Origin of the sequence: Burkholderia sp. BDU5, from assembly GCF_001522845.1 — a bacterium.
GTDB classification, from domain to species: domain Bacteria; phylum Pseudomonadota; class Gammaproteobacteria; order Burkholderiales; family Burkholderiaceae; genus Burkholderia; species Burkholderia mayonis.
The window spans coordinates 1-25,824 of the sequence record NZ_LOWC01000172.1 but is presented as its reverse complement, the minus strand read 5'-3'; the positions used below and the strand labels follow the sequence as shown (position 1 = coordinate 25,824).

Below are 25,824 nucleotides of genomic sequence, written 5' to 3'. Positions count from 1 at the left end.
GGCTGGCTTCATGCCGCACCCAAAAACCGGACAGATTACGTGCTACAGACCCGGACAATTCATTTGCTCGCGACATCAGATAGCCGAGGGGGTTGCAGAATCGAAATAGCTGCTCTACACTTCGCCTCACAATCTGATTCCGGTGAGTTTTACCGAGTGCGTGCGGCCTTTGCCGGACCGTCGCTCGCCCGGAAGAATTTCGAAGCCCTGAGTGCGAAAGCCTCAGGGCTTTTTGCATTGGAGCGTCGAATGACGAAGAAAGCCCCGACGCCTTGTCGCCACCTCGGATGCCGAGCGCTGGTCGATGTGCCGGGCTACTGCGAGCGGCACCAGTCGGAGGCGACCGGTTGGACGTCGCCTCGATGGAGCGGAAGTCGTCACGAGCGCGGCTACGGATCGCGATGGGTCAAGATTCGCGAACGCATCATGAAGCGGGACAACGGCCTCTGCCAACAGTGCCTGCGCGAACGCAAGGTGACGCGGGCCGAGCACGTCGACCACATCATCTCGAAGGCGAGCGGCGGAACCGACGCCGATTCGAACCTTGAGGCGCTCTGCGGACCCTGCCACCGAGCCAAGACGGCGAGGGAGCGGCGGCGGCCGGCGACCGCGCCGACCCCGGGGGCGGGTCGGTTTTCCGGCCGGAAGCTCGGCGGGGACTGATCGCCCAATCGTTTTTTTATGTGCGCAAGTTTTGGAGGGGGGGGGGTATCAAAGCCCCTTTGACAGAGCATGGGACAAAGAGGACCGCAAGCGCAGCCGAATGTGCTGAAGCTGATGCGCGGCAATCCGGGTAAGCGCCCGTTGAACCTCGCCGATGGCGTGCACCCCGAGGTCGCGGTGCCGGACATGCCGCCGCACCTCAATCGCGAGGCGCGCAAGGAATGGAAGCGCATCACGGTCGAGCTCGAGAAGCTCGGCCTGATTTCGAGGCTGGATCGAGCGGCACTTACGTTGTACTGCCAAGCGTGGGGCCGGCTCGTCGAGCTCGAGACCGCGTTCGAGCGTCGCAAGGAAGTGCTGGACCTGTCGGGGCTCGGCGCGACCGCTGCCTACGTTGACACGGCGCCAAGCGGCTATCGATCGAACGCCGTCGAGATCAACATGATCAACGCGCTGCAGGAGCAGGTGCACAAGTTCCTGCAGAGCTTCGGCCTCTCGCCGGCAAGCCGCTCGCGCGTCACGCCGTCGAACAATCAAATGCAGCTGCCCGGCATGGAAGAACCGGCAGGGTGGGGGAAATTCGCTAAATGACATTCGTTGATACGGCCAACCAGTACATCGACGATGTCCTGGCCGGCCGTATCGTCGCGTGCAAGTGGGTGAAGTTGGCATGCGAACGGCAGCGCCGGGATCTCGCTCGCGCCGAAATGGGCGATCCAGATTTTCCGTACCGCTTCGACAACGACGCGGCGACGCGCATCTGCGAATTCATCGAGCTCCTGCCGCACACGAAGGGGCGATGGGCGCGCACGCGCCAGAGCATCAAGCTCGAACCGTGGCAGGCGTTCATTTTGACCACGGTGTTCGGCTGGTTGCATGTCGACAGTGGCTTGCGACGGTTTCGGCGTGCGTACGAAGAGGTCGCGCGCAAGAATGCGAAGTCGACGAAGAGCTCCGGCATCGCGCTATACCTGTTCGCGGCTGACGGCGAACCTGGCGCGGAGGTCTATAGTGCTGCGACGACGCGCGATCAGGCAAAGATTGTGTTCGACGATGCGCGCGCGATGGCGCTGCGTGAACCGGACATGTGTGCGGCGCTTGGTGTCGAGATCCTTCAGCATCAGTTGCTGACGGACGACGGCAGCAAGTTCCTCCCGCTGTCTGCGGAGGGCAGCACACTCGACGGCCTCAACGTGCACGGCGGCGTGATCGACGAGTTGCATGCGCACAAGACGCGCGCGGTGTTCGACGTCATCGACTCGGGCACGGGCGCGCGTGATCAGTCGCTGTTGTGGCTGATCACGACGGCCGGCTCCGACCTGACGGGCATTTGTTACGAGCAACGCACGCACGTGACGAAGATTCTCGAAGGCGTGTTCGTCGACGAGACGTTCTTCGGGATCATCTTCACTCTCGACGACGGGGACGACTGGTCCGATCCGTCCGTGTGGATCAAGGCGAACCCGAACCTTGGCGTGTCCGTGTTCGTGGATGACATGGAGATGGCGTGCCGCAAGGCACAATCGATGCCGAGTGCGGTGAACAACTTCCTCACGAAGCGCCTGAATGTGTGGGTGAACGCGGATTCAGCCTGGATGGACATGCGTGCTTGGGAGCGCTGCGCCGATCGAGACATGCGGCTCGACGATTTTGTCGGCGAGCGTTGCTGGATCGGCATGGACCTCGCGGAAAAGACCGACTTCGCCGCGCTCGTGCTGGTGTTTGAGCGCGCCGGGACGTTTTACGTGTTTCCGCGGTTCTATCTGAACGAGTATGCGGTCGAGAACGGCTCGAACTCGCAGTACAGCGGGTGGGAGCGCGCCGGACACATCATCGTCAACGAAGGCAACGCGACCGACTTCGATCTGATTGCCGACGACATTCGCCGGTTCTGCGGCATGTTCGACGTGCAAGAGATCCCGTTCGACCCGGCCATGTCGCGATATTTCGCGACGCAGCTGGTCAAGGAAGGGCTGCCGCTCGTCGAAATTCGTCAGGCGCCGATCTTTTTTACGCAGCCGATCATCCAAACCGAGAACCTCGTGCTCGAGGGCAAGCTCAAGTTCGACGGCAACCCAGCGATGACGTGGATGGTCAGCAACGTAGTCGTGACAACGTCGCGATACAACGGGCTCAAGCATCCGACCAAGGAACGGCCGGAAAACAAGATCGACGGCCCGGTTGCGATGTTCCTGGCCCTCGGCCGGGCAATGATGGGCGATGAAAGCGACGATGGCGTCGCGGACGGACTGTAGGCGATGAGCATTCGACAACGATTTTCAGCCGCGATGCAGGCGTTCGGCCGGCCGGAGCTATCGGCGCAGGCGGTAACGAATCCGCCGAGCGGGACGGCCAGCCCGGAGGGGTGGTTTCTGCGAGCGCTCGGCGGTGGGCGAAGCGTCTCGGGACAGGTTGTGACGCCCGACAGTGCGCTGCGCGTGATGGCCGTCTACGCGGCGACGCGGATTCTGGCGGAATCGATGGCGAGCCTGCCGATTTCGGTCTATCAGGCCGATGGCACGAAGCGCCGTCGCGTGTCGCAGCATCCGTTGAGCACGTTGCTTCATGACTCGCCGAACCCGAACAATACTGCGTTCGAATTTGTCGAGATGGGGCAGGCGCATCTCGGCTTACGCGGGAATTGCTATTCGTGGATCGATTGGAGCGGCGCGGGCGAGGTGCAGGGTCTTTATCCGATGCACCCGGACAAGGTCGTGCCGCGCTACGACAAGACTGCGCGGAAATTTACGTACGACCTGGACGGCATAAACGGCGTGTCGGCGCATCATGTGTTGCACATCCGCGGCTTTTCTCTAGACGGGCTGCTTGGCCTGTCGCCGATCGGCCTCGCGCGCGAAACGCTCGGGCTGGCGATGGCCGCCGAGCAGGTCGGCAACGAAGCATTCTCGGACGGCTTTGTTCCGCCGATCGTGCTTGAGGTGTCGGAACGGGCAGACAAGGATCAGCGTGCGACGTACCGGCGTGAATGGGTCGATCTCATTCGCCAGCGCCGCAATGGTCCGCCAGTGATTTCCGGCGGCATGAAGTTGCACGCGTTGCGCTTGTCGATGGCCGATCTGCAGTTCATCGAGTCGCGGCGGTTCAGCATCGCCGAGATTGCGCGATTGTTCCGCATCCCGCTGCACATGCTGGGCGATCTCGAGCGCGCGACCAACAACAACATCGAGCAGCTATCGCTCGAGTTCGTGAAGTACACGCTCGCGCCGTGGATCAAACGATGGGAACAGCGACTGAACCTGACATTGCTCTCGCAGGATGAGCGCAAGCGCGGCCTGTACATGAAATTCAACGTGGATGCGTTGCTTCGCGGAGACATCAAGTCTCGCTACGAGGCATATCGTATCGGGTTGGAGGGGCGAATTCTCAACGCGAACGATGTTCGCGAGATGGAGGATCGTGACGCGTACGACGGTGGCGATGAATTCTGGGCGCCGCTCAACATGGCGCCGGTTTCGGTGCCGCGGGAAAAGAAGGACGGACAGCAATGAAATATCCGCTTTTGGCGTCGTTGGTATTCGGCCAGGCGCACATGATTGAACCCGGAAAGCTGGACGTGATTCTGCGCGTGCTGGCCGACCGTATGGACCTGCAACTCGATATGAGCGAGCGGGTGCCGATCGGCGCGTTCGATGATCCGAACAAATTTGCGCCGACGCAGTTGGATGCGAAGCGTGATGCGTGGGCCGATGTCGGATCCGGCGTCGCGGTGCTGTCGGTCGGCGGCACGCTCGTCCACCGAGCGTCGAGTCTCGACGCAATGTCGGGGCTGACGAGCTACGCGCAGTTGTCGTCGGCATTCAATGCGATGCTCGGCAACAGCCAGATCGCGCACATCGTGCTCGACGTGAACTCGCCGGGCGGCTCAGTGAACGGGGCATTCGATTTTGCCGACGAGATTTTCAGTGCGCGCGGCAGGAAGCCGATCACGGCAATCGTCGACGAATCCGCCTATTCGGCAGCGTACGCGATCGCGAGCGCTGCCGACGAGATCATCGTTCCGCGAACCGGCGGTGTCGGGAGCATCGGCGTGGTCGCAGCGCACCTCGACCGTAGCGAGGCAAACGAGCGGCAGGGGATCAAGGTCAATTACGTATATGCCGGTGCGCGGAAGATCGACGGCAATCCGAATGCGCCGCTCAGTGACGAAGCGCACGCCGTGCTGAAGGCGGAAGTCGATCGGATTTACGGTCTGTTCGTGGAAACGGTTGCCCGAAACCGCGGGCTGAGCGTGGACGCGGTGCGCGGCACGGAAGCCGGCGTGTACCGCGGCCCGGCCGCTATCGACCGTCGTCTCGCTGATCGTGTACAGGCACCACGCGACGCGATGCGGGCCATCGTCGAGCGGCATCAGGCGTCGACGTCGATCAGATCGGGCCGGCTGCAGCGGGCGGCCAGTGCGATGCGAATGCGGGCGATGTAACGAATCCCCGCGAGGGGTATGGAGGGTCACCAGTCGGTGGCCCTTTTTTATTTTCAGTGGCAATCAGGGAGTATCACATGGTGGATCTCACGAGTCTGTTGCAGCGCCGCGCGGGGGTGCAGGCGAGGGTGGCAGAGCTCGCGGCAATCGAAGCCGCGGGTACGGCGCTCACCGACGAGCAGGTAGCCGAATTTTCGGCGCTCGAGGCGGAATTCAATGTGCTGACGGAAAAAATCAACCGTATCGAGGCGTCGAATCGCATGTCCGCTGCGGTCGCGACGCCCGTTACCGGCGCGCTTCATGCGCAACCGCGCGGTGCGAACGAGCGTCAGCGCGGCGAGTCGCTCGGCATCATCGTCCGCTCGCTGGTTTCGAGCCGCGGCGATCTGCGCGCCGCGGCGAACTACGCGGAAACGCAGTGCCATGCGCCGGATATTGCAGCGGCGCTCAACACGGGCACGCAATCGGCCGGCGGCTTTATCGTGCCGCCGGGCTACGTACCGGAGCTGATCGAGCTGCTGCGTCCGGCCAGTGTCGTGCGTGCGCTCGGCGCGCGCACCATGCCGATGCCGGCCGGCACGCTGACGATTCCGAAGCTGGCGTCCGGTTCGACGGCTTCGTACGTGAGCGAGGGGACGGATATCCCGACGAGCGAGCCGACGTTTGGCGACCTGAATCTGTCGAAGAAGAAGCTCGTCGCGATGGTGCCGATCTCGAACGATCTCATTCGTTTCAGTTCGCCGTCGGCGAACGAGATCGTGCGCGACGACATTATCCAGGGCATCGGCACGCGTGAGGATCGCGCGTTCCTGCGCGACAACGGCTCGGACAACACGCCGAAGGGGCTGCGCTATCTCGCGATCGCGTCGAACGTGATTCCGGCGAATCCGACGATCAGCGTGCAGAACGTGAAGAACGACGCGGGCCGCCTCGAGCTCGCGCTGCTCGGCAAGAACGTGAAGATGCTCAAGCCGGGCTGGATCTTCTCGCCGCGCACGCTGGTGTTCCTGCAAAACCTCGTCGACGGCAACGGCAATCACGTTTTCCCGGAGATTGCCGCGGGCCAGTGGCGCGGCAAGCCGTTCAAGGTGACGACGAGCGTGCCGGACAACCTCGGCGCGGACGGCGACGAGTCGGAAATCTATTTGACCGACTTCAACGACGCCATCATCGGCGAAGCGACGGGCCTGATCATCGACATTTCGGGCGAAGCGTCGTACGTCGAGGGCGACAAGCTGGTGTCGGCCTTCAGCCGCGACCAGACGCTCGTGCGCGCGATCACGGAGCACGACTTCGGCCTGCGGCACGATCCGTCCGTGGCGGTACTGACTGCGGTGAAGTGGGCGCCGTAACGCGGCGCGTCGGTAGGTGATGGGCGCGAAGCGCCCATCAAATTTCGCACACAGGAGTGTCAATTCAATGAAATCGATCAAGTTTCTGCGGCGTGTTCCGCCGTACCAAGCAGGGGAAATTGCGGGGTTTCCCGATCGTGATGCCGACCGGCTGATCGAGGCGGGCGCCGCGGAAGAGTTCCGTGCCCCGCGTCGTGCGGCGACGCGGGGCGCACGCTCGGGCAACGATGCGGCGAATGCCGGCGACCAGCCGATTGCGGGTGGTGGCGGTGCCGGATCGAATGGCGACGATGCGTCGGACGACGATTCGTCGACCAAGGGCGGTGACCCGTCGTGATCGCGCGCCTGATCGAGCCTCCGAAGGAGGAGCCGGTCGGCCGCGAAGAATCCCGGGTGTGGGCGAAGATCGACGACGACATCGATGACGTGATCATCGACGTGGCGATTCAGGCCGGCCGCGAAAAGGCCGAGCACGCCACGGGCCGTCGTTTCGTCAGGCAGGTGTGGGGTATCCGCGTTCGCGCAGGCGAAACGGTCTCCCTGCACGGCCTGATGCCGGTCATTTCGGTGAAAACCGCCGATGGTGTCGACGTTCCGTGGGACGACGGCTTGCCGGCGACTCTGACGGCTGCAGCCGACGTGGACCTTCGCATCGAGTGCGGCTATCCGGATGCCAAGGCAGTGCCCGCGTCGATCAAGATGTGGATCTGGCAACGCCTCGGTTACCTGATCGAGCATCGCGACGCATTGATGTCCGGGCAGAGCGTCGAGCCTCCCCGGGATTATGTCGACGGGTTGCTCGACCCGTACCTGGTGCCGAGGTTGTGATGCGGATCCCGACGATTGGCGAGTTGAACAGGCGGGTGCAACTGCGTGAGCGCCGGGATTATCCGTATCGCGATGCCGAGCTTGAGTCCGAGTTTCCGGAGCAAAAACCGCGCTGGGCGAAGATCGAACCGGTGGGTGCGGCCGTGTATAGCGGCAGCGTGCAAATCGACGAAAAAGTCACACACCGAATCTACCTGCGATACCTCGATGGAATCACGACGGACTACGAGGTCGTGTATCGCGAGCAGGTATTTCGTGTGAAACGTGTCGGCGATCTGAACGGAGTGCGGCGCTTTACGGTTCTCGAAGTGGAGGAACTCCGACATGGCGGGTAACGCTGATATTGCGCTGCATATCGAAGGGTTCGAAGGCTTCGATCGGTCGATCGATTTTGACAAGCGCGAAGTTCGGAAAGGAATGCGCAAGGCCGGCCGCATCGTCGAGCGTCGCGCAAAAGCGCTTGTCGCTCTCGGCGGGCGGTCGGCACCGGGGCGGTATCCGGCTCGGCAAACCGGTCGGCTTCAGCGATCGATCAAGACGAAGGTCTCGCGCTCCGGGTTCATGGTCAAGGTCATGCCGCAGAAGATCGCGGGCATGCGCGATTTCTATCCGGTATTCCTGTATTACGGCGCGCGACGTAAGCGCGGTGTGCGCCGCGAGCGCGGATCGCGCGGCACGTCGAATTGGCGTATCGAGCCGCGCGGCAATTACATGGTCGATGCGAAGGACGACAGCGTGCGCGAGGTTCGTGCGCTGCTCGTCGACGTGTACCGCCGCGCTCTTACGATCCGTTGAGGTTGCCATGAAGCTATCGCCGACGATCGCCCATGTGCGCGATTTCTGTCCGTTGTTCGAGCGCCGCGTATCCGGCGGCATCGATTGGGGGGCATTGGAGGACAGCGCAAAGCTGGAAATGCCCGCTGCGTTCGTCGTGATGACCGGCGACGACCCGGAACCCAACCAGTTGCAAAACGGGACGAGGCAGGATATTGCCGACGAGTTCGACGTCATCGTCGCGCTGAAGCAGGGGAACGAGCGCGGGCAGGCGGCGGCCGACGAGCTGCATGACGTACGCGCTGCGCTACTGCGCGCGCTTGTTGGCTGGACGCCCGACAAGCGATATGAACCAATCGAATACACGGGATGTGATCTCGTATCGACCGACCGTTTTCGCGTTCTCTATCGGTTCGGTTTTTCGGCGATGTGGACGCTCGGTAGTGACGACGATCCCGAGACCTGGCACGAGGACATGCTGGATAAATTGCCTGCTTTGCACGGCATCGACATTCACGTCGACGCCATCGACCCCATGGCAGACCCGAATCTGAAAAAGCCCGGCCCGGACGGCCGGATCGAAATGGAGCTCCGTGTTGAGCTGAAGGATGAACGATGACAAAAACGATGCGCGTGAAGCCCGCGGACGGGCGAATCGTTCGCGACCCGTTGCGCGGTGACGATCTGCCGGCCGATGGCCGCGATGTGCCTCGAAATGTGTACTGGCGCCGCTGCGTGCAGTCGGGCGATGTGGTTGAAATCGCGGAGTCGGGCGATGTGGCTGCGAAGCCGGAGCCGGCCGCCGCCGAAGTTGCGGAGGTAGAGCTGGCCGGTACCGCTCAAGGCAAGGCAACCAAGGGGAGTAAGGGATGATCAGTTTCAACAACATTCCCGCGGATCTCGCGGTTCCGCTGTTCTATGCCGAAATCGACAACTCGGCGGCGGCCACGGGCGGCAATACGCTGCGACGGCTGATCATCGGGCAGGCGAACGATGATGCCGTTGTCGATGCGCCGACACTCACGTTGCTGTCGCGCACGAGCGATGCGATCGCACTGGCCGGCGAAGGCTCGATGCTCGCTGCGATGAGCGACATGTGGCGCCGCGGCGACCCGGTCGGCGAAGTGTGGGGGATCGCGGTCAAGGTCGCGGAAGGTGTGGCGGCAAAAAGCACGATCGAGCTGGTCGGTAAGGCGACCGAGACGGGGCTGCTGTCGCTTTACGTCGCGGGTCGACGCGTGCGTGTGACCGTCGTGAGCGGGGCGGTTGCGGCTGATGTCCTGCTGCAGCTCGTCGCTGCCGTGAACGGGACCGCCAACATGCCGGTGCACGCAGCCATTGCGGGCGTCAAACTGGAACTGACGTGCAAGTGGAAGGGCGACACGGGCAACGACATCGCGGTCGAGTTCAATCGCGGCGGCCTTGCTGCTAACGAGCGTTTGCCGGCGGGGCTGACTGCGACGGTGACGCCGATGACCGGCGGTGCGGGTTCGCCCGAACTGGCTGACGTCTTGGCGGCCGTGGGCGACGAGGAATTCGAATTCGTCTGCCAGCCTTGGACGGATCCGACGTCGCTGGATACATTCGCCGAATGGATGAACGACGTATCGGGGCGCTGGGCGTGGTCGTCGATGTTGTACGGGCATGTCTACTCGGCGCGCCGCGGCACGCCGGGCCAGCTGGTCGCTGCGGGCCGCGTGCGCAACGATCAGCACATGACGATCAATGGTTTCGAACCCGATTCGCCGCGCCCGTCGTGGGAGCAGGCCGCGGCGTTCGGTGCGCGGCAAGCTGTCTTCATTTCGGCGGATCCGGCGCGGCCGACGCAAACCGGGCTGCTTGTCGGGATCAGCGCGGCTCGCCCGGGGAAGCGGTTCATCCTGAACGAGCGCCAGTCGTTGCTGACGAGCGGTATCGCGACAACGAACTCCGCTGACGGATCGGTGCGAATCGAGCGTGCTGTGACGACGTACCAGCGCAACGCGTACGGGCAGTCTGACAACAGCTATCTCGACTCGGAGACGCTGCACACGACGGGGTATGTGATGCGGTTCCTGCGCCAGCGGATTACGAGCAAGTACGGTCGGCACAAGCTGGCCGTCGACGGGACCAAATTCGGGCCGGGCGCCGCGATCGTGACGCCGAAGATCATCCGCGCGGAGCTGATCGCCGCATACGACGAACTGGAGCTGGCCGGCATCGTTGAAAACGCCGACCTGTTCGCGCAATACCTGATCGTCGAGATCAACAAGACGAACCCGAATCGGGTCGATGTGCTGTTCCCGCCGGACTACATCAACCAGCTGCGCATCTTCGGGCTGTTGAATCAGTTCCGGTTGCAGTACCCGGAAGCGGCGGCGGCCTGACGGCGTCGACGATAGTGCAAACCGAGCGGCCCGCCATCGTGCGGGCCGCTGTCATTTCAGGAGACCGATATGGGTCAGAAGGTCGCCGGGACCGCCTACGTGAAGGCGGATGGCGAGCAGTTTTCGGTAACGGGCGGTGTCGAGTGCCCCCTGTCGGACGTCAAGCGCGAGAGCATTTTGCCGGGCCTCTATAAAGAAGAGGATCGCGTGCCGTACGTGAAGGTCGACGCGGTGTTCGAAAAGAGCTTTCCGATCGCGAAGATCCAATCCGCGGACGACATGGTCGTGACCGTGGAATTCAAGAACGGTCGCGTGTACGTGCTAAGTGGCGCGTATGTCGTGGGCGAACCCGCGGCGACGGGCGATGACGGGAAGGCATCGCTGGAATTCAACGGTGTGAAGGGACGGTGGCAATGAAAATTCGACTCAGCAAGCCGATCGACGCGCACGACGAGTCGTTGACTGAACTCGATCTGCGCGAACCGACGCCGGCCGATGTGCGGGCGATCAAGGCGCTGCCGTATGCGCTCGATCGCGAGGAAAACGTGCACGTGCGCCCGGACATTGTCGCGCAGTACATCGCGCGCCTCGCGAGTATTCCGCCGTCGTCGGTCGACCAGATCGACCTGGTCGATTTCAACTCGATCTGCTGGACGGTCGCGGGTTTTTTCTTGACTCGGGCGTCTCAGACGCCGACGACCTGATCGGCAGCGTCTACGAGCTTGCCCATTTCTGGCGCGTCGATCCGGAGCTGGAAATGACGCGCCCGATCTCGATCATTCTCGAGCATTTCGAACAGGCGAACCGCATTAGTCGTGCGGTTCCGGAGACGTAAGCGTGGCCGATCAATTTCAACTCAAAGCGCTGATTACGGGCGTCGACAAGCTCTCACCAGCGCTCCAGGGTATTCGGAAGAATATCGCGGGCTTTCGTAAGGGGCTGAAGGCGGACGGCTTGGGCGAGATCGGTTTTCGTGACGTGGTGGCGGGCCTCGCGGTTGCCGCGCCCATCATCGCGGCGACGAAGGCGGCGATCGACTTCGAGTCGGCGATGGCGGACGTGAAGAAGGTCGTCAACTTCGACACACCGGAGCAGTTCAAGAAGATGACCGACGACGTGCTCGGGCTCTCGAAGCGGCTGCCGATGGCGGCACGCGACATCGCGAAGATCACCGCGGCCGGCGGCCAAGCAGGCATCGACAAGAGCGAGCTCGGGCAATTTGCCGAGGACGCGGTGAAGATGGGCGTCGCCTTCGACCAGACGGCCGAGCAGGCCGGCGACATGATGGCGAAGTGGCGCACGGCGTTCAAGATGGGTCAGGGCGAGGTCGTGTCGCTTGCGGACAAGATCAACTATCTCGGTAATACGGGGCCGGCCAACGCCCGCCAGATTTCCGAGATCGTTACGCGAATCGGGCCGCTCGGCGCCGTAGCCGGCATGACAAGCGGTCAGATCGCAGCGATGGGTGCGACGCTCGCCGGCGTGGGTGTGCAGGAAGAGGTCGCGGCAACGGGCATGCAGAACTTCATGCTCGCGCTGACGGCCGGCGCGAGCGCATCGAAGAAGCAGCAGGGCATTTTCAAGGCGTTGCGGATGGACGCCAAGGCGGTCGCGGCTGGCATGCAGAAGGATGCTCAGGGAACGATCGTGCGCGTTCTGTCTGCGGTGAGCAAGGTCGACAAGGTCAAGCAAACCGCAGTGCTCGAGGGGTTGTTCGGTCGCGAGTCGATCAAGGCGATTGCGCCGATGTTGACGAACCTCGATTTGCTGAAAGGCAATTTCAAGAAAGTCGGCGATTCGGCGCTCTACGCCGGCTCGATGCAGCAGGAATACGACGCACGGGCGGCGACGACGGCGAACAACCTGCAGCTGATGTCGAACCGATTCACGGCGATCGGCATCGCGGTCGGCAACGTGGTACTGCCGCCGTTGAACGACTTCCTCGCTTTCATCGGTCCCATCGCCGACGGTGTCGCCGCATTCGCAACGGCCAATCCGGAACTCGTGAAGGGGCTGCTTGGAGCTGCCGCCGGCCTGATTGCGCTGCGCGGTGCGGCCGCGGTCGCTACGGTGGCAATGAAGATTTTTACGACAGTGTCGAGCCTCACGCCGCTCGGGCTGGCGGTGCGTGTGCTTGCGTTGGCGGCCGGGTTCCTGATCGCGAATTGGTCGAAGGTCAAACCGTTCTTCGAAAAGGTTTGGGCGGGAATCAAGGATGTGTTTTTCAGTTTCCCGCTCGTGCAGGTTATCGCGCAGAACTGGGGGCCGATTACCGAGTTCATGTCGGCGCTATGGGGCGCAACGAAAATCGTGATCGAGGCCGCGTGGGAGGGCATCAAGGCGATGTTCTTCAACTTCACCCCGCTTGGCATCGTCATCAAAAACTGGGAGCCGATCGTCACGTGGTTTTCGCAGCTGTGGGACCGGGTGAAGCCCTATATCGAGCCGCTGATGAGCGGCGCGAAGTGGCTCGGCGGAAAGCTTGGTCTCGACGGCGGCAGTGCTTCAACGGGCGACGTGTTGCGCTCCGGCGCGGCGAGCTTGCGAAACTGGACGTTGGCGCAACAAACCGGAGTGTCGACGGGCACTGCGCGTCTAGCGAGCGGTGTGCTGGCGCAGCAGGGTGCGGCGAATGCGCGGCTTCAGGGCGACCTGAAAATCCGGTTCGATGGCGCGCCTCCGGGGATGCGCGTCGAGCAGGCCCAGACGAATCAACCAGGCCTGTCCGTGACGCCGAGCGTTGGCTATCGGTCGCTCTCCGGCGTGCCGCAATGAGGTCATCATGAGTTGGCGAGAAAAGTTGCGGCCGGCGTCGTTCCGTGGCGTGCCGTTCAAGGTTTTCGACGACAAGACGCCTGTCGGGCGCCGCGTCGTTGTGCACGAATATCCGCGGCGGGGCAGCAGTTATCCGGAGGACAACGGCAAGAAAACCCGGGAATACACGATGACGGTCTTCGTCATCGGTTCCGATTGCCTCGATCAGCGCGACAAGTTGCTCGATGCGATCGAGCAAGAGGGGCCGGGCGAGTTGGTTCATCCGTGGCTCGGTACGCTGCGCGTGCAGCCCGGCGAATGCGACATGACGCACGTGAAGGCAGACGGCGGAATGGTCCGCTTCACGCTAGTGTTTCACGACGCGCCGGAGCTGAAGTATCCGAGCGGATCGGCGAATACCGGTAAGCAGGCGCTCGACAGCGCGGACGGGCTGCTCGATACCGCACTGAGCCGCTATCGCGATGCAGTTGCGTTGGTCGATCTGGCGCAGGTGACTGTCGATAGTCTGATGCAGCAGGGCGGATCGATTTTCGATGTGCTCTATCGATATGCGTCGCCGTTCACGGTGTTGTTCGGCAGCGTGCGGAGTTTCGTCGAAACGCTCGTCGAGATGCCGGGCTCGATCGCGGATCGATTCCGTTCCGCATCGGATCAGGCATTTGTCGCCCGCGTGGCCCCTGCGGGCTATGCGGATGCGATTTCAGGCGCGCTCGGGAAGGTCGGGGCGATCTCGACGCTCGACGAGATTGCACCGCCGCGAGGCCGCGAGGCGAGCAAGTTGTTCGCTGCAACGGTCGACCTCGTGCAGGACGTGTTGCTGGTTGACGTCGTGCGCGACGCCGGCGCATTACCGACATACTCGCCGGCCACGTTGCCGACCGGCGCGTCGGCGTTGGATGTGCAGATTGCAAATCCAGCGCCGGCTGTCGATGTGCCCGTCGCGGATGATCTGCGCGACCTTGCCGAGGTTGTTTCCGAATCCATGTGGCAGCAGGGAATGGCCGCCCCCCGCGAACATTTCCAGGCGCTAACAACCAGTCGCGTGAAGGTCGCGCAGCATTTGACGAAGGTTGCACGCGAAGGCGTCGGTCTGGTGACGCTAACGCCACCGGAGGCGGTGCCGGCGCTCGTGCTCGCGTATCGCAGATATGGCGACGCTGCGCGCGGCGACGAGATTGTGATGCGCAACCGGGTTGCGCACCCCGGCTTCCTGCCGACCGTGCCGCTGAAGATTCTTTCTCGATAGATGGCTGACAACTCCAATACCGTCACGTTGACCGTCAACGGTCTTGATTTCGCCGGATGGACCGACGTGCGGATCTCGGCGGGCATCGAACGGCAAGCGCGTGATTTCGAGCTCGCGATCACATGGAAGTGGCCTGGCAGCGGGGATGTACCGCGGCAGGTCAAGCAGGGCGACCGATGCGAGGTGCGGATCGGGTCCGATCTGGTGCTGACCGGATACGTGTTCTCTACGCCGATCCGGTATGACGCCGCATCGCTCACGTGCGGCATCGCGGGGCGGTCGCTCACGGCTGATCTGGTCGACTGCGGTGCGGACAACAAGCCGTCGCAGTGGCGCGGTCAGCGCGTTGGCCGGATCGTCGAGGCACTGGCGGCGCCGTACGGTGTGAAGGTCGTCGACGAATCAGGGGACGCAGGGACGCTGACCGATCACACGATCGAGCCCGGCGAAACTGTCTTCGATTCGATCGACCGGCTGTTGCGGTTGTCGCGGTTGCTGTCGACCGACGACGAGCACGGGCGCCTGGTCATTGCCGAGCCGGGGAGCGCTGGCAAAACATCCGACAAGCTCGAGCTCGGCATCAACATCAAGGGCGGTGATGCGCCGCTCGATTTTTCGCAGGTGTTCTCCGAGTACGTGTGCAAGGGGCAGCGCAGCGGGACCGATGAGGCGTTCGGCGTCGCGGTCAGCGAGATCGAGGCGCGTGTGGCGGACCCCCGTATAGCGCGGCATCGGACGATGGTGATGCGTGAGGCAGGGCAGATGACGGCCGATCTCGCGCGGCAACGCGTCGAGTGGGAGAGCGAGAACCGGATCAGCAAGGCGCTGACGACGACTTACAGGGTGCAGGGTTGGCGGCAGTCGAACGGCCAAATTTGGCGGCACAACCAGATCGTCCGTGTCGTTGACTCGATCGTCGGGTTTGATCGCGACATGTTGATCGTGGAAATTGAATATTCGCAAAGCAATGCTGAAGGGATGCTCACGAAGCTGACGGTCGCTCCGCCGGACGGCTTTGCGGCCGAACCGTTGACGAAGAGAAAGAAGGTCAAGGGCAAGAAGAAAGGCAAGGACAACTTTGAATTTCTGTTGCCGGCCGATTGGGAGAAGCAATGAACAAACTGGGTACGTGGCTAGTTCGCGGGGTCGTGTCGCTCGTGAATTCGGCCTCGAAGATGCAGACGTTGCAGACGCGATTGATGGCGGGCGGGGTCAAGGATGGGGTCGAGCATTTCGAGCCGTACGGGTTCACATCGCATCCGATGGACGGCGCCGAGGCGATTGTTGGTTTTCTCGGCGGTGACTCGTCGCACGGCGTTGCATTGGTCGTGGCCGATCGCCGATTTCGTCCGCTGAACCTGAAGCCTGGGGAGGTCGCGATTTTCACGAGCGAAGGTGACAGCCTGATTCTGCGTAACGGCCGCATCGCCGAACTGACAACGGGCACGTTCCGGGTCAATGCCTCCGAAAAAATCGAATTCAATTCGCCGATCGTGGAGGCGTCAAAACAGGTTGTCGCAAAGGGACGTCTGACCGCGCAATCTGGCATGGCCGTGCGCGCGGGCGAGGGCGGTGGCGAGGCGGCGACGTTCGATGCGCCCATTCGCACGCCGGATGTCATCGTCGACGGCAAGAGCACGGCGCGGCACCGTCACGCGGAGACCGGTGGCATTACGGAAGAAATGCAATGAGCGACGCACGAGAAGCGATGTTGCGGCGCGCGGTCGAGATCAGCCTGTTTACGTGGCGACGTGCGGAGCCCGGCGATCCGCTCGACGACGACGAGCGAATGGGATGGTGGGGCGATAGCTTCCCGGATATTGCCGGCGACCGAATTGGCTCGCGCTTATGGCTGTTGCGCCGACAGGTGTTGACGCCGGAAGTGCTGCGCCGTGCCGAGGAATACTGCCGCGAAGCGCTGCAATGGATGGTCGACGACGAAATCGTGACAGCAATCAGCGTCAGTGTGAAACGAGCGGTTGGTGTGGGGCGTGCTGCAACAGAGCGCGCTATCGGGGAAATTGTCCTGTCCGACGACCGCGACGGGCCGCTCACCATCAACTACGACGACATGTGGAGAATTTTCGATGACTTTTCCGTTGCCGACGCTGCCTGAGCTGATTGAGCGGGTAGGCGGCGATCTAACATCCGCCGCGGACGGAGCACTGCGGCGTTCGGATCAGCGCGCTCTCGTGCGGGTCCATTCGGGCGCCAGCCACGAAATGCACGGGTTTCTCGGATGGACGGCACGGCAGATTCTGCCGGACGACTGCGACGAGGAAATGCTGTTGCGCCACGCGCGGCTGCGGCTCGCGGTGCCGCGCAAAGAAGCCGCGGCCGCGTCCGGCTTCGTATCCGCCAGCGGGGCCGAGGCGAAAACCATCGACGCGGGCGCCCTGCTGCAGGCTGACGACCAGCGACGCTACGTGGTTGTCGAGACCGCGACGATTCGAGCCGGAGTCGCGAAGGTTCAGGTGCGAGCCGTCGATGCGGGGATTGCGGGCAACATTGGCGCCGGCGTGCGGTTGCGATTTATTTCGCCAGTCGTTGGCGTATCGGACACGGTCGTGGTGCTGGATCCTGGGATTTCCGGCGGTACGGATCAGGAGTCGGTGGAGCGATTGCGCCAACGGGTCATTCGATCCTATCGCCTCGTGCCGGATGGTGGAAACACGGACGATTACGAGACGTGGGCGATCGAGGTGCCCGGCGTCACGCGGGCTTGGTGTCGGCCGCACTATATGGGGCTTGGCACTGTCGCGGTGTTTTTCATGCGTGACGACGATCTAAACCCTGTTCCGGACGAGCCGGCGTGTGCTGCGGTGAAGGCGTATATCGAAAAACAGCGACCGGTGACGGCGGAGCTGTATGTGCTCGCGCCGAAGCCACGAGCGATCGATTTCGATATTCGGCTCACGCCGGATGACGACGCGACGCGAGTCGCCGTCGCGGAAAGTCTGTCTGATCTGTTGGAGCGTGAAGGGGCATTGGGCGTCACGGTTTTCGAATCGCATCTCAGATATGCGATCAGCGGGGCTCCCGGCGAGCGTGATCACAAGCTATTGCGGCCGGTTGATGACGTTGTTCTGCAGCCCAATGAGATTCCGGTGATGGGGGCAGTGACATGGCGGTGAGGAGCGAGTCCGACTACGTTGAAATGCTGCGCGCGCTGCTTCCGCCGGGCCCTGCATGGAGCCGCGAGCAAGCGCCGCAGGTACATCGTGTACTCGCCGCGCTGGCGCCGGAGTTTTCGCGCATCGATGCGCGCGCGCGGGATTTGCTCGACGAGATGGATGCCGCGACGGTGCGCGAGCTCGTTCCGGATTGGGAGCGGGTGTGTGCGTTACCGGACGAGTGTCTGGGGCCGGCGCAGTCGTTTGAAGAGCGGCAACGGGAAGTGCGCAAGCGCTTGCTTGGTGTCGGCGGTCAGCGTGTTGCGTACTTTGAGGACCTTGCGCGCGAGAACGGCTATCCCGACGTGTGGATCGAGGAACATCGCGCGCCGCGGTTTGGGCGAGCGCGCTTCGGTGTCTCGCGGTTTGGCACGTGGCAGCAACAGTACATCTGGACGGTGCATCTCGGTCGTCGACTGGCGGCGGGTCGGCGCTGGGGTGTGACGGTTTGGGGGGAACGCTTCGGCCGAAATCCGGCCGAGGGGATTGAATGTCTGATCAGGAAACACGCGCCGGCACAAACGCTGGTGCTTTTTGATTACGAGGTTTGAGCGATGGATTATCCGAAGAGCGTGCCGGGTGTCGGTCTCGTCGACGGCAAGTTCGCCGATGAAGATCCGAATGCGGGGCGGCCCGGCTCGCTAATTCCGGCAGCGTGGGGCAATGCGGTCACCGACGAGGTGGTCAACGCGCTGAAGGCGGCGAATATCGAGCCGGACGAAACGAAACACGACCAGCTGGTGGCGGCGATCCGCGCACTGGCAAAGGCGGTCGGTCTAGAGACGTATGTCGCGAGGACCGGTGACGAGATGTCTGGTGGTCTGGGATTCAGGATCAATGCCGCGGGCAGCGCGATAGGGGTTTCGTATCTGCGCTACGACCGAACGACCGCTTTCTGGGCGCACGCAACGCCGGCGTATTACGCCGTCGCACGTCACGATGCCGCTGGCAAATGGGTTGCGAACACGCTGTCGATCGACAAAGACGGGATCGTGACGTTGGAGAAGCGGCCGACGTGGGGGGGGCAGACGCCGTGGGACACGGCGAACTTTAATCCAGCGACTAAGCTCGATGCGGGAGCTCGCGCCGCTTCGTCCGCGAAGCTGCTCGTGGGCGGCACGGATACCACATTCAATTGGTCTGGCCAGGGTGGACAGCCGAATTGGCTTTGGGGCGGTAATGAGCCGGGCAACATGTACGTGTACAACCCCGCGAACTTCAATGTCAGTTACGCAAATTCTGCCGGGTATGCGAACTCTGCCGGCAACGTAAACGGCGTCACCAATCCGGCATGGGGCGGTGCTACATGCCAACCTATTGAATTTGCGGAGTTCGGACCGATTACGGCGAGTGGGGCGCACGCCATCGATGCACCGGACACGTGGATGATGAAGGGCGTCCGGTGTGACGGTTGGGTTGGCCCATCGGGCGACGCGATGGGCCGGCTTTTTATTCGCTGCTGTCGACTGCGGAATCAATGACATGGTGCAACACGAACTTCTGATTATGGCGATCGGCGAGCGTTTTCCGGCGCTCATGCATGGGCGTGACTTCTGGGTCGGGCATCCGCTCGACGTGGACACGGGCGAGCAGTGCGGTGATGCGTTTATTGCGCAATGGAAAGACGGTGAGCCGCCCGACGTCGCCGAATTGCTCAAGCGCGCTGAAGAACTGCGTCCGGTGTATGACGAACGGCAGGCGCGTCAGCGTCGTAATGCGCTGCTGATGTCGACGGACTGGACGCAGGCGCTCGATCTGCCCGCGGACATTCGGGAACGCTGGGCCGCGTACCGACAGGTATTACGCGACCTGCCGGAGCAGCCGGGTTGGCCAAGCGACGTGCAATGGCCCGCCGAGCCGATCGACGATTCGACCGCATAGTCGTCGACGATCATAAGAATCTGGATGCTGCCTTCGGGCAGCTTTTTTGTTTATGGGGATTCGATGCAAGACCACGAAAAGACGATTCTGGAGCTGATCATCATGGGTGGACTAATTGGTATCGCGAAGGTGCTGGTCGGCAGCGAACAGCTGACGTTCCGGCTGGTCGCCGGCAGAGCGGTATTGGGCTCGGCGACTTCGATGGTCGCCGGTTTGGCGCTGTTGCAGATCCCGGATCTGCCGCCGATTGCGCTGCTCGGTCTGGGCAGTGCGCTCGGCATCGTCGGGTCGCAGTACCTGGAGGTGCTGCTGCGCCGGAACGCGAAACGTGTCTTTGGGGAAAAGTGAAATGGGAAATCTCACAATGCATTTCACGCTCGAGGAAATGATCGCGAGCGACACGGCACGCCGGCGCGGCATCGATAACACGCCGTCGGCTACAGTCGCGGCGAACTTGCGCAGGACAGCGGAAACGCTCGAGCGCGTGCGCGATTTGCTCGGCGGGCGACCTGTGAACGTCACGTCCGGATATCGCGCGGCGGCACTCAATCGCGCGGTCGGTGGTGTTCCGAACAGCGCGCATTTGACGGGCTTGGCTGCGGATTTCACTTGTCCGAAATTCGGATCGCCGCTCGACATTTGCAGAGCGATCAGTGCGTCCGTGATCGAGTTCGATCAGCTGATTCAGGAGGGGACGTGGGTGCACATCGGGCTCGCGCCCGCCGGTGCGAAACCGCGACGCCAGGTGCTGACCGCGTCATTTGGACTGGCGCGCACGAGCTATTCGGAGGGGCTATGACGTGGATCGATCCGCGCATCTGGCTGCTCCTCGTTGCCAGCGTCGTCGCCGGTGCGGCGTGCGGATACTTCAAAGGATATCGTGATGCCGACCAGACCGCGAAGATCGCGGATCAGGTGCAGCAGATCGACGACCTGACGAACGAACGTAACGAGTTTCGCCGCCGGCTGGCGGCTCAACAGGAGATTGCAACCGATGCTGCGAAAGAACGTGATCAGGCACGCCGCGATGCTGCTGCTGCCGATGGCGCTGCTGACGGGCTGCGCAAGCAAATCGCCGCGCTTGTCGCGGACTACCGGAGTGCCAGCGCTTCGGCCGGAATCCCGGCAACCGGCGACGCCCTCGATCTGCTTGCCGACTTGTTCGGCCGGGCTGACGAAGCGGCGGGAGAGCTGGCGAAGATCGCTGACGAACGCGGGATTGCCGGCCAGCAGTGCCAGCGCAGTTACGACGCGTTGATAGGGAATACGGACATGGCCCGGTTCCGATAGCAGGCCATTGAGAGAAACAGGGCGACCGGGGGAATGTTCGCGCATTGTCCCCGGTCGCCTTTCCACTGATCGCGCCAGTGAATCGGCCAAGGCCCTGCTTACCTACGTAGGCGGGCCGGATTTTACACCAAGTTCAAAAACGGCTTTCACAATGGCAAATCCGATTATTCCGTGGATCGGCGGCAAGCGCCGCCTTGCAGATCACCTCATTTCGCGCTTCCCCAGGCACGACTGTTACGTCGAGGTATTCGCGGGCGGGGCGGCGCTGTACTTCATGCGTCCGCCGGCAAAGGTCGAGGTGATCAACGACGTTAACGGCGAACTCGTCAATCTGTATCGCGTCGTGCAGCACCATCTGGAGGAGTTCGTGCGGCAGTTCAAGTGGGCGCTGACGAGCCGGCAGGTATTCGAGTGGTTGAAGCTGACGATCCCGGAAACCCTCACCGATATCCAGCGAGCGGCCCGGTTCTACTATCTGCAGAAAAGCTGCTTTGGGGCAAAGCTCGAGGGGCAGACCTTCGGGACGGCGACGACAACGCCGCCGGGCCTGAACCTGCTGCGCATCGAAGAGGAGCTGTCAGCGGCGCATCTGCGGCTTGCGAACACGTTCGTCGAGCGTCTGGATTGGGCCGCATGCATCGATCGATACGATCGACCGCATACGCTGTTCTATCTCGACCCACCGTATTACGAGACTGAAGGGTATGGCGTGGCGTTTCCGTTCGCCGAATACGAGAAGATGGCTCAGCGGCTCCGGTCGCTGAAGGGCCGTGCAATCGTGAGCCTGAACGACCATCCTGAAATTCGTCGCGTGTTCGACGGGTTCCACGTCGAGACCGTGCCTATTCAGTACACGGTCGGCGGAGGTGGAAGGGCGGTCGACCGAACCGAGCTGATCATCTTCAGTTGGGATGACGCGGCGCGACCTGTCGGCCTGTTCTAATCACATCGGCGCTGCTGACAGTCACCCACATCGGCGGTCAGCAGTATCAATGCCCTTATGACGCTGTGAAGGAGCGACTTTCGATTGCTGGTATTCTCTGCGTCCAGACCAAACTAACGAACTTTAGATGCTGCAGGATACAAGAACACGGGGGCTGGCGCACGTCCACCAGCAATACAGGCCGGATATTGACGGGCTTCGGGCGGTAGCAGTATTGGCCGTCGTATTAAGTCACGCGGGCTTCACCCGATTCTCTGGCGGGTTCATTGGCGTTGACATTTTCTTCCTGATTTCTGGGTTTGTGGTGACAAACTCGATTCTCGGGGATTTGGAACGAGGCGAATTTTCGCTCAGGGCGTTTTATGGCAGACGCGCGTTGCGGCTGGCACCGGCGCTTTGCATCGTCCTCGTCTCGACATTCGCCTTCGGTCTCCTGTTTCTGTTCCCCGAGGATGTTTTCAAGCTCGCAAAAAACATCTTCGCGGTCGCGACAATGACGTCGAACATCTACCTGTCGAAACAGACGGGCTACTTCGACCCGGGCGCCGCGGAGCAGCCGTTACTTCACACGTGGTCCTTATCGGTTGAGGAGCAGTTTTACCTCGTCCTCCCGGTGATCCTCTACATGTTGCGTGGCAAGGCGGCAGTAGTCCGAGGCGCCGTGCTGGCGGCATGTGGGCTCTTATCCTTTAGTCTCGCAATTCTGGCCCATTGGAAAGGACAACCGGGCGCGTACTACTTTGCCCACTTTCGCGCATTCGAATTCATCGGCGGCGTATTACTGGCCGTCGCGGAATGGAAGCGTGTAGCCGTGAGGTCGGCAATTTTCGACACGGTGTTCGTTGCTGGTGCCGCTACGATTGTGGTTGGGGTGATGGGTGCAAGTCGCGAGGATCAGTTTCCCGGGTTCGGCGCACTGTTGCCGTGTGCGGCCGCCGCCGCGATCATTTTCGCCGGCCGGCGGGCATGTCTCGTACACCATACGCTTGGAAATTCTTTTTGCAGCTATCTGGGCCGCATTTCGTATCCCCTTTATTTGTGGCACTGGCCGATTCTGTTCGCGATGCGCCGGCTCGATTTCATGGGGCCGATTGCCGATGGCGCAGGTCTCGTGCTGCTGGTTGTGATTTCAAGCGCGACGCATCGCGTTGAGCTTGCCGTCAAGCGGCGGAGGTGGGGTACGGCGAGTGCGCTGCGCCGCTTTGCGCTACTGCCATTACTCGGTGCAGCGACGGTCGCGGGTGTTGGTAAGCTGACGGACGGTTTCCTGTTTGCATATCCGCGGACGATTCAAGACAACGTGAAGTGGTCCGGCACGGCGCTGTTTGACATGCCGCGCGCAAAACAGTGTTGGTCGCAAGTCGGAATCTCGAGCGCCCGCGCGTGCACGGTTGGTGATGCCCTCGCGTCGCGTCGAGCGATCCTGTGGGGCGATTCGCATGCATACCATCTTGTCCACTTCTTCGATGAACTCGGAAAGGATCGAGGAATTGCCGTGCACGATGTCGCATTTACGCTGTGCCCGCCGATCGAAACGATGTCGGAACGTGCAACCGATCCTGCATTCGATGAGCAGCATCGGCAGTGCGCCGAGCACAACCGGAACGTGATGAACTACGCGGTTTCCCGCCCGGACATCCAGATCGTTTTCATGTCAGCCGCATGGCAAAACTATCAGAATCTCGCACGCGGCGCGGACGTGAAGCCGAACCTGCACGGGTTCATGCCAATGCAGTTAGAGAGCGAGCTTGCAGCTACGGTTGCGAAGCTGGAAGCGGCCGGCAAGCGGGTGGTGCTACTCGATGACGTTCCGATGGTTCCGAATAGCCTTATCAATTGCGGGTTCTACAACGGGCTTTTGATTCCCTATCCCAAGCGCGAATGCCGATTCGATCGCTCGATTGCTGTCGAACAGCACGCACCGATCGCCGCCATGCAGTCGCGGTTGCAGGCCCGGTTCCCTGACATTCAAATCATGCACACGTACGACGTGCCGTGTGACCGCGCATCATGCCGGCTCGACTTTGACGGCCTGCCGATATACCGGTATAGCGACTATCACCATCTTGGTTTGGCCGGGAGCATGAAGTACTACGGAGAGTATCGACGAAAGCATCCGGGCGAACTGGAAGCGATGGGATTGTAGAGCGTCAGTCACTAAGCGCTCGTGCCAGTCTAGTAGAAGAAGAGCTGCCGCTGGCCGATGTGAGGGGCCGCGGCTCGATACGCGTCGCTATTGCCGAATTCGTAGTGTGACCAGACGATACCCGCCATCACGTCGACGAACTGCAGCGCAAGAGAGTCTTTGCTTTCCCACGGCGTCGTGTGCAGTACCGTGTCACTTGTCGACGCGAGCTCGGTGGCGAGGTAGTCGTGCAGGGCGTACTTGGACTCGACTTTGATCGATCGGGCATCAGGGATAAAGCAAACCGAGTCGTATTGGATCATCAGGTCGAGGAGCAGGCACTTCGCCATATAGTTGTAGAGGCGGTTGGGGTGGTCCCGAAACGCCTTATTGGCCCGCTCCTTCCGAACAGTGATCGATGTGAATACAATGTCGGGATTCTTCGTCTTGATGTTCGCGAGAGAGTTTGAAAAATGAACTCGCTCGCCACTCTTCATGGCGACGGACTTCAGTTCATTGTCTGTTCCTCGGCCGCGCTTTTTGTAGAACCCGCGTACTACACGTTCGAGGCACGCTTCGCGTCCATCGGGAATGACGGTGGCTGCGAGCGTGAAATATCGGCTCGAGCCCCCGCGCCCGTATGGCTGGTCGAATTTCCAGCCCAGGCAGCCACTTTCGTCTAGGTATATTGTTGCGCCCATAATGAAATAGCCTCCCCGAAGGGAGGCTATGAGAATCTTGCAGTACCCGGACCTGACGTACTCAAAGTACGCTTACGATTGCCGACGCGGATTTGTCGCAGGCTACCCGGGCGTATTTAAACTGCTGCGCCGCTACAGCCCCATTGTATGGGCGTTCCGATATCTAAACAAGCCCTGCTTCTATTTGGGGTCGCACCATCTCCGCGTGCCATGAAGAATCGAGTTCCGAGGCGTTACGCCAAATTTACGCCAAATTCTCCGGATAGGCTTGCTGGATAAGGCGTTGATGGGGTGTTCTTGGTCCCCCCGACAGGAATCGAACCTGTATCTAGCGCTTAGGAGGCGCTTGTTCTATCCATTGAACTACGGGGAGCGGATAGTTTGAGCGGGATGGACTGAACCCTTGTGAATCAGGCTCTTTGCCTTGTCCCGTGTGCCTTTCCGGGATTTTCGTCTTTCCGCGCATGACGCGAAATGATGGGTTGTGAAGCATAGTTTAACGCCCCGCCTGCTACAAATCGACCCTGTAGCAGCGTATGTGGATGACGCATTGCTACAGTCCACAAACGGGGTGTTTCATGGCTTCGATCCTCAAGATCGGCGACCGCTGGCGTGCTCAAATCCGCCGGCGGGGACAGAGTATAGCAAAGACGTTTCGAACCAAGGGCGCGGCTGAAGCGTAGGCGCGCGAGATCGAGGGTGGTATCGACAAGGGGCAAGGCGCCGTTGACGAGCAGACGATCACGGTCGGCGAGTTGGTGCGCTTGTATCGAAACGCTCGTAATGATTCAGGTCGGCCGGTCGCGGAGAAGTCGAACGAAGATTACATGCTCAAGCGGCTGGAAAGTCACTTTGATGATGAGGTGGCGGCGAAGCTATCAACCAAGCGGCTGGTCAAGTTCGCCCAGGAGCGCAAGAAGGACGGGGCGGGGCAGTACACGATCGACATGGACATATCCAAGCTCGGGACGGTGTACAAACACATGGCGTCGCTACTCGATCTGCGGTTGCCGCACGCTCCAAGCATTGCGCGGCCGACTCTCGATCACCTGCAGCTCATCGGGCCGGGGAAGCTCCGCGACCGGCGGCCGACACGTGAAGAGATCGTCAAGATCTTCGAATGGTTCGCTGAACATCCGGAGCGCGAACAGGCGGTGCCAGATGTCATCCGCATCGCGATGAAAAGTGCTGTTAGCGCCGGTGTAAAAGCGCCGTTAAACGACGGCACAAGGTTGAGCGAAACAGTCAACGACAAAGGGGCCACGC

The 25,824-nt window shown here is 61.8% G+C and carries 30 protein-coding genes, 1 tRNA gene and 1 pseudogene; 30 read left to right on the top strand and 2 right to left on the bottom strand.

Annotated elements, in window-relative coordinates; genetic code table 11:
• Positions 1–249 precede the first annotated feature (249 nt).
• From WS69_RS29015 to WS69_RS28875, 29 genes are all read left to right on the top strand, one after another.
• Positions 250–663 (top strand): HNH endonuclease, encoded by a 414-nt coding sequence (locus tag WS69_RS29015; protein ID WP_082716588.1) that lies wholly within the window; start codon positions 250–252, stop codon positions 661–663.
• 102 nt (positions 664–765) lie between these two features.
• The gene (locus tag WS69_RS29010) at positions 766–1,254 is read left to right on the top strand and encodes a phage terminase small subunit P27 family (protein ID WP_059577341.1); all 489 of its coding nucleotides are present in this window, start codon (positions 766–768) and stop codon (positions 1,252–1,254) included.
• On the top strand, positions 1,251–2,918 hold the full coding sequence (locus WS69_RS29005) for a terminase large subunit (RefSeq protein ID WP_059474086.1): 1,668 nt from the start codon (positions 1,251–1,253) through the stop codon (positions 2,916–2,918). The genes WS69_RS29010 and WS69_RS29005 overlap by 4 nt, the downstream gene beginning before the upstream one ends.
• 3 nt (positions 2,919–2,921) lie before the next feature.
• Positions 2,922–4,172 carry a phage portal protein gene (locus WS69_RS29000; protein WP_082716587.1) on the top strand — a complete coding sequence of 417 codons (1,251 nt, stop codon included), beginning with the start codon at positions 2,922–2,924 and terminating at the stop codon, positions 4,170–4,172.
• Positions 4,169–5,104 (top strand): S49 family peptidase, encoded by a 936-nt coding sequence (locus WS69_RS28995; protein WP_059474084.1) that lies wholly within the window; start codon positions 4,169–4,171, stop codon positions 5,102–5,104. Before WS69_RS29000 ends, WS69_RS28995 begins: the two co-directional genes overlap by 4 nt.
• A gap of 77 nt (positions 5,105–5,181) precedes the next feature.
• The gene (locus tag WS69_RS28990; protein ID WP_059474083.1) at positions 5,182–6,456 is read left to right on the top strand and encodes a phage major capsid protein; all 1,275 of its coding nucleotides are present in this window, start codon (positions 5,182–5,184) and stop codon (positions 6,454–6,456) included.
• Positions 6,457–6,523: 67 nt separating this feature from the next.
• On the top strand, positions 6,524–6,793 hold the full coding sequence (locus tag WS69_RS28985; protein ID WP_059474082.1) for a hypothetical protein: 270 nt from the start codon (positions 6,524–6,526) through the stop codon (positions 6,791–6,793).
• Entirely contained in the window at positions 6,790–7,284 is a 495-nt protein-coding gene (locus WS69_RS28980; RefSeq protein WP_059474081.1) for a head-tail connector protein, read from the top strand. Before WS69_RS28985 ends, WS69_RS28980 begins: the two co-directional genes overlap by 4 nt.
• Positions 7,284–7,619, top strand: a complete 336-nt coding sequence (locus WS69_RS28975; RefSeq protein ID WP_059474080.1) for a phage head closure protein — start codon at positions 7,284–7,286, stop codon at positions 7,617–7,619. The genes WS69_RS28980 and WS69_RS28975 overlap by 1 nt, the downstream gene beginning before the upstream one ends.
• 82 nt (positions 7,620–7,701) lie before the next feature.
• Positions 7,702–8,079 (top strand): hypothetical protein, encoded by a 378-nt coding sequence (locus tag WS69_RS28970; RefSeq protein ID WP_197419327.1) that lies wholly within the window; start codon positions 7,702–7,704, stop codon positions 8,077–8,079.
• Between the two features lie 7 nt (positions 8,080–8,086).
• Positions 8,087–8,677: a phage tail terminator protein gene (locus WS69_RS28965; protein WP_059474078.1), complete on the top strand. Its 591-nt coding sequence runs from the start codon at positions 8,087–8,089 to the stop codon at positions 8,675–8,677.
• Entirely contained in the window at positions 8,674–8,931 is a 258-nt protein-coding gene (locus WS69_RS28960; protein WP_231747250.1) for a DUF2635 domain-containing protein, read from the top strand. Before WS69_RS28965 ends, WS69_RS28960 begins: the two co-directional genes overlap by 4 nt.
• 251 nt (positions 8,932–9,182) lie before the next feature.
• The gene (locus tag WS69_RS28955) at positions 9,183–10,424 is read left to right on the top strand and encodes a phage tail sheath subtilisin-like domain-containing protein (protein ID WP_231747249.1); all 1,242 of its coding nucleotides are present in this window, start codon (positions 9,183–9,185) and stop codon (positions 10,422–10,424) included.
• 69 nt (positions 10,425–10,493) lie between these two features.
• The gene (locus WS69_RS28950; RefSeq protein ID WP_059474076.1) at positions 10,494–10,841 is read left to right on the top strand and encodes a phage tail tube protein; all 348 of its coding nucleotides are present in this window, start codon (positions 10,494–10,496) and stop codon (positions 10,839–10,841) included.
• Complete coding sequence (locus tag WS69_RS28945) at positions 10,838–11,128, top strand: phage tail assembly protein (protein WP_196482118.1); 291 nt, start codon at positions 10,838–10,840, stop codon at positions 11,126–11,128. The genes WS69_RS28950 and WS69_RS28945 overlap by 4 nt, the downstream gene beginning before the upstream one ends.
• Positions 11,129–11,261: 133 nt before the next feature.
• Positions 11,262–13,199 (top strand): phage tail tape measure protein, encoded by a 1,938-nt coding sequence (locus WS69_RS28940; RefSeq protein WP_059474075.1) that lies wholly within the window; start codon positions 11,262–11,264, stop codon positions 13,197–13,199.
• 7 nt (positions 13,200–13,206) lie between these two features.
• Complete coding sequence (locus tag WS69_RS28935) at positions 13,207–14,445, top strand: DNA circularization protein (protein ID WP_082716586.1); 1,239 nt, start codon at positions 13,207–13,209, stop codon at positions 14,443–14,445.
• A complete protein-coding gene (locus tag WS69_RS28930; protein WP_059474073.1) occupies positions 14,446–15,561 on the top strand; it encodes a phage baseplate assembly protein in 1,116 nt (371 codons plus the stop codon).
• Positions 15,558–16,136: a phage baseplate assembly protein V gene (locus tag WS69_RS28925; RefSeq protein ID WP_082716585.1), complete on the top strand. Its 579-nt coding sequence runs from the start codon at positions 15,558–15,560 to the stop codon at positions 16,134–16,136. Before WS69_RS28930 ends, WS69_RS28925 begins: the two co-directional genes overlap by 4 nt.
• Complete coding sequence (locus WS69_RS28920; RefSeq protein ID WP_059474071.1) at positions 16,133–16,561, top strand: phage GP46 family protein; 429 nt, start codon at positions 16,133–16,135, stop codon at positions 16,559–16,561. Before WS69_RS28925 ends, WS69_RS28920 begins: the two co-directional genes overlap by 4 nt.
• A complete protein-coding gene (locus WS69_RS28915) occupies positions 16,533–17,579 on the top strand; it encodes a baseplate J/gp47 family protein (RefSeq protein WP_059474070.1) in 1,047 nt (348 codons plus the stop codon). The genes WS69_RS28920 and WS69_RS28915 overlap by 29 nt, the downstream gene beginning before the upstream one ends.
• A gap of 23 nt (positions 17,580–17,602) precedes the next feature.
• The gene (locus WS69_RS28910) at positions 17,603–18,169 is read left to right on the top strand and encodes a YmfQ family protein (protein ID WP_231747248.1); all 567 of its coding nucleotides are present in this window, start codon (positions 17,603–17,605) and stop codon (positions 18,167–18,169) included.
• Positions 18,170–18,172: 3 nt separating this feature from the next.
• A complete protein-coding gene (locus WS69_RS34365) occupies positions 18,173–19,099 on the top strand; it encodes a hypothetical protein (RefSeq protein WP_059474068.1) in 927 nt (308 codons plus the stop codon).
• A 1-nt stretch (position 19,100) separates the two neighbouring features.
• Positions 19,101–19,499, top strand: coding sequence for a tail fiber assembly protein (locus WS69_RS28900; RefSeq protein WP_059474067.1), 399 nt, complete (start codon positions 19,101–19,103; stop codon positions 19,497–19,499).
• 63 nt (positions 19,500–19,562) lie between these two features.
• Positions 19,563–19,847 (top strand): phage holin family protein, encoded by a 285-nt coding sequence (locus tag WS69_RS28895; RefSeq protein ID WP_059474088.1) that lies wholly within the window; start codon positions 19,563–19,565, stop codon positions 19,845–19,847.
• 1 nt (position 19,848) lies between these two features.
• Positions 19,849–20,298 carry a D-Ala-D-Ala carboxypeptidase family metallohydrolase gene (locus tag WS69_RS28890; protein WP_059474066.1) on the top strand — a complete coding sequence of 150 codons (450 nt, stop codon included), beginning with the start codon at positions 19,849–19,851 and terminating at the stop codon, positions 20,296–20,298.
• Positions 20,295–20,789, top strand: coding sequence for a DUF2514 family protein (locus WS69_RS28885; RefSeq protein ID WP_059474065.1), 495 nt, complete (start codon positions 20,295–20,297; stop codon positions 20,787–20,789). Before WS69_RS28890 ends, WS69_RS28885 begins: the two co-directional genes overlap by 4 nt.
• A gap of 151 nt (positions 20,790–20,940) precedes the next feature.
• Positions 20,941–21,732: a DNA adenine methylase gene (locus WS69_RS28880; protein WP_059474064.1), complete on the top strand. Its 792-nt coding sequence runs from the start codon at positions 20,941–20,943 to the stop codon at positions 21,730–21,732.
• 127 nt (positions 21,733–21,859) lie between these two features.
• Positions 21,860–23,878, top strand: coding sequence for an acyltransferase family protein (locus WS69_RS28875; protein ID WP_059474063.1), 2,019 nt, complete (start codon positions 21,860–21,862; stop codon positions 23,876–23,878).
• Between the two features lie 29 nt (positions 23,879–23,907).
• Here the strand turns inward: WS69_RS28875 and WS69_RS28870 are convergent, their stop codons facing one another.
• A complete protein-coding gene (locus WS69_RS28870) occupies positions 23,908–24,558 on the bottom strand; it encodes a DUF3800 domain-containing protein (RefSeq protein WP_059474062.1) in 651 nt (216 codons plus the stop codon).
• 298 nt (positions 24,559–24,856) lie between these two features.
• Positions 24,857–24,931: transfer RNA gene (locus tag WS69_RS28865), tRNA-Arg, on the bottom strand.
• A gap of 163 nt (positions 24,932–25,094) precedes the next feature.
• Between WS69_RS28865 and WS69_RS35195 the strand changes: the two are divergent.
• A pseudogene (locus WS69_RS35195) lies at positions 25,095–25,760 on the top strand (site-specific integrase); the annotation flags it as partial.
• Positions 25,761–25,824: the final 64 nt, after the last annotated feature.

Coding starts and splice junctions, on each gene's coding strand:
- WS69_RS29000 (WP_082716587.1), top strand. CDS start 2,922: ATGAGCATTCGACAACGATTTTCAGCCGCGATGCAGGCGTTCGGCCGG.
- WS69_RS28965 (WP_059474078.1), top strand. CDS start 8,087: ATGAAGCTATCGCCGACGATCGCCCATGTGCGCGATTTCTGTCCGTTG.
- WS69_RS28890 (WP_059474066.1), top strand. CDS start 19,849: ATGGGAAATCTCACAATGCATTTCACGCTCGAGGAAATGATCGCGAGC.
- WS69_RS28885 (WP_059474065.1), top strand. CDS start 20,295: ATGACGTGGATCGATCCGCGCATCTGGCTGCTCCTCGTTGCCAGCGTC.
- WS69_RS28975 (WP_059474080.1), top strand. CDS start 7,284: ATGCGGATCCCGACGATTGGCGAGTTGAACAGGCGGGTGCAACTGCGT.
- WS69_RS28950 (WP_059474076.1), top strand. CDS start 10,494: ATGGGTCAGAAGGTCGCCGGGACCGCCTACGTGAAGGCGGATGGCGAG.
- WS69_RS28900 (WP_059474067.1), top strand. CDS start 19,101: ATGGTGCAACACGAACTTCTGATTATGGCGATCGGCGAGCGTTTTCCG.
- WS69_RS28915 (WP_059474070.1), top strand. CDS start 16,533: ATGACTTTTCCGTTGCCGACGCTGCCTGAGCTGATTGAGCGGGTAGGC.
- WS69_RS28910 (WP_231747248.1), top strand. CDS start 17,603: ATGCTGCGCGCGCTGCTTCCGCCGGGCCCTGCATGGAGCCGCGAGCAA.
- WS69_RS28895 (WP_059474088.1), top strand. CDS start 19,563: ATGCAAGACCACGAAAAGACGATTCTGGAGCTGATCATCATGGGTGGA.
- WS69_RS28875 (WP_059474063.1), top strand. CDS start 21,860: ATGCTGCAGGATACAAGAACACGGGGGCTGGCGCACGTCCACCAGCAA.
- WS69_RS28970 (WP_197419327.1), top strand. CDS start 7,702: ATGCGCAAGGCCGGCCGCATCGTCGAGCGTCGCGCAAAAGCGCTTGTC.
- WS69_RS28925 (WP_082716585.1), top strand. CDS start 15,558: ATGAACAAACTGGGTACGTGGCTAGTTCGCGGGGTCGTGTCGCTCGTG.
- WS69_RS28930 (WP_059474073.1), top strand. CDS start 14,446: ATGGCTGACAACTCCAATACCGTCACGTTGACCGTCAACGGTCTTGAT.
- WS69_RS29015 (WP_082716588.1), top strand. CDS start 250: ATGACGAAGAAAGCCCCGACGCCTTGTCGCCACCTCGGATGCCGAGCG.
- WS69_RS34365 (WP_059474068.1), top strand. CDS start 18,173: ATGGATTATCCGAAGAGCGTGCCGGGTGTCGGTCTCGTCGACGGCAAG.
- WS69_RS28935 (WP_082716586.1), top strand. CDS start 13,207: ATGAGTTGGCGAGAAAAGTTGCGGCCGGCGTCGTTCCGTGGCGTGCCG.
- WS69_RS28870 (WP_059474062.1), bottom strand. CDS start 24,558: ATGGGCGCAACAATATACCTAGACGAAAGTGGCTGCCTGGGCTGGAAA.
- WS69_RS28990 (WP_059474083.1), top strand. CDS start 5,182: ATGGTGGATCTCACGAGTCTGTTGCAGCGCCGCGCGGGGGTGCAGGCG.
- WS69_RS29005 (WP_059474086.1), top strand. CDS start 1,251: ATGACATTCGTTGATACGGCCAACCAGTACATCGACGATGTCCTGGCC.
- WS69_RS28945 (WP_196482118.1), top strand. CDS start 10,838: ATGAAAATTCGACTCAGCAAGCCGATCGACGCGCACGACGAGTCGTTG.
- WS69_RS28880 (WP_059474064.1), top strand. CDS start 20,941: ATGGCAAATCCGATTATTCCGTGGATCGGCGGCAAGCGCCGCCTTGCA.
- WS69_RS28995 (WP_059474084.1), top strand. CDS start 4,169: ATGAAATATCCGCTTTTGGCGTCGTTGGTATTCGGCCAGGCGCACATG.
- WS69_RS28985 (WP_059474082.1), top strand. CDS start 6,524: ATGAAATCGATCAAGTTTCTGCGGCGTGTTCCGCCGTACCAAGCAGGG.
- WS69_RS28960 (WP_231747250.1), top strand. CDS start 8,674: ATGACAAAAACGATGCGCGTGAAGCCCGCGGACGGGCGAATCGTTCGC.
- WS69_RS28920 (WP_059474071.1), top strand. CDS start 16,133: ATGAGCGACGCACGAGAAGCGATGTTGCGGCGCGCGGTCGAGATCAGC.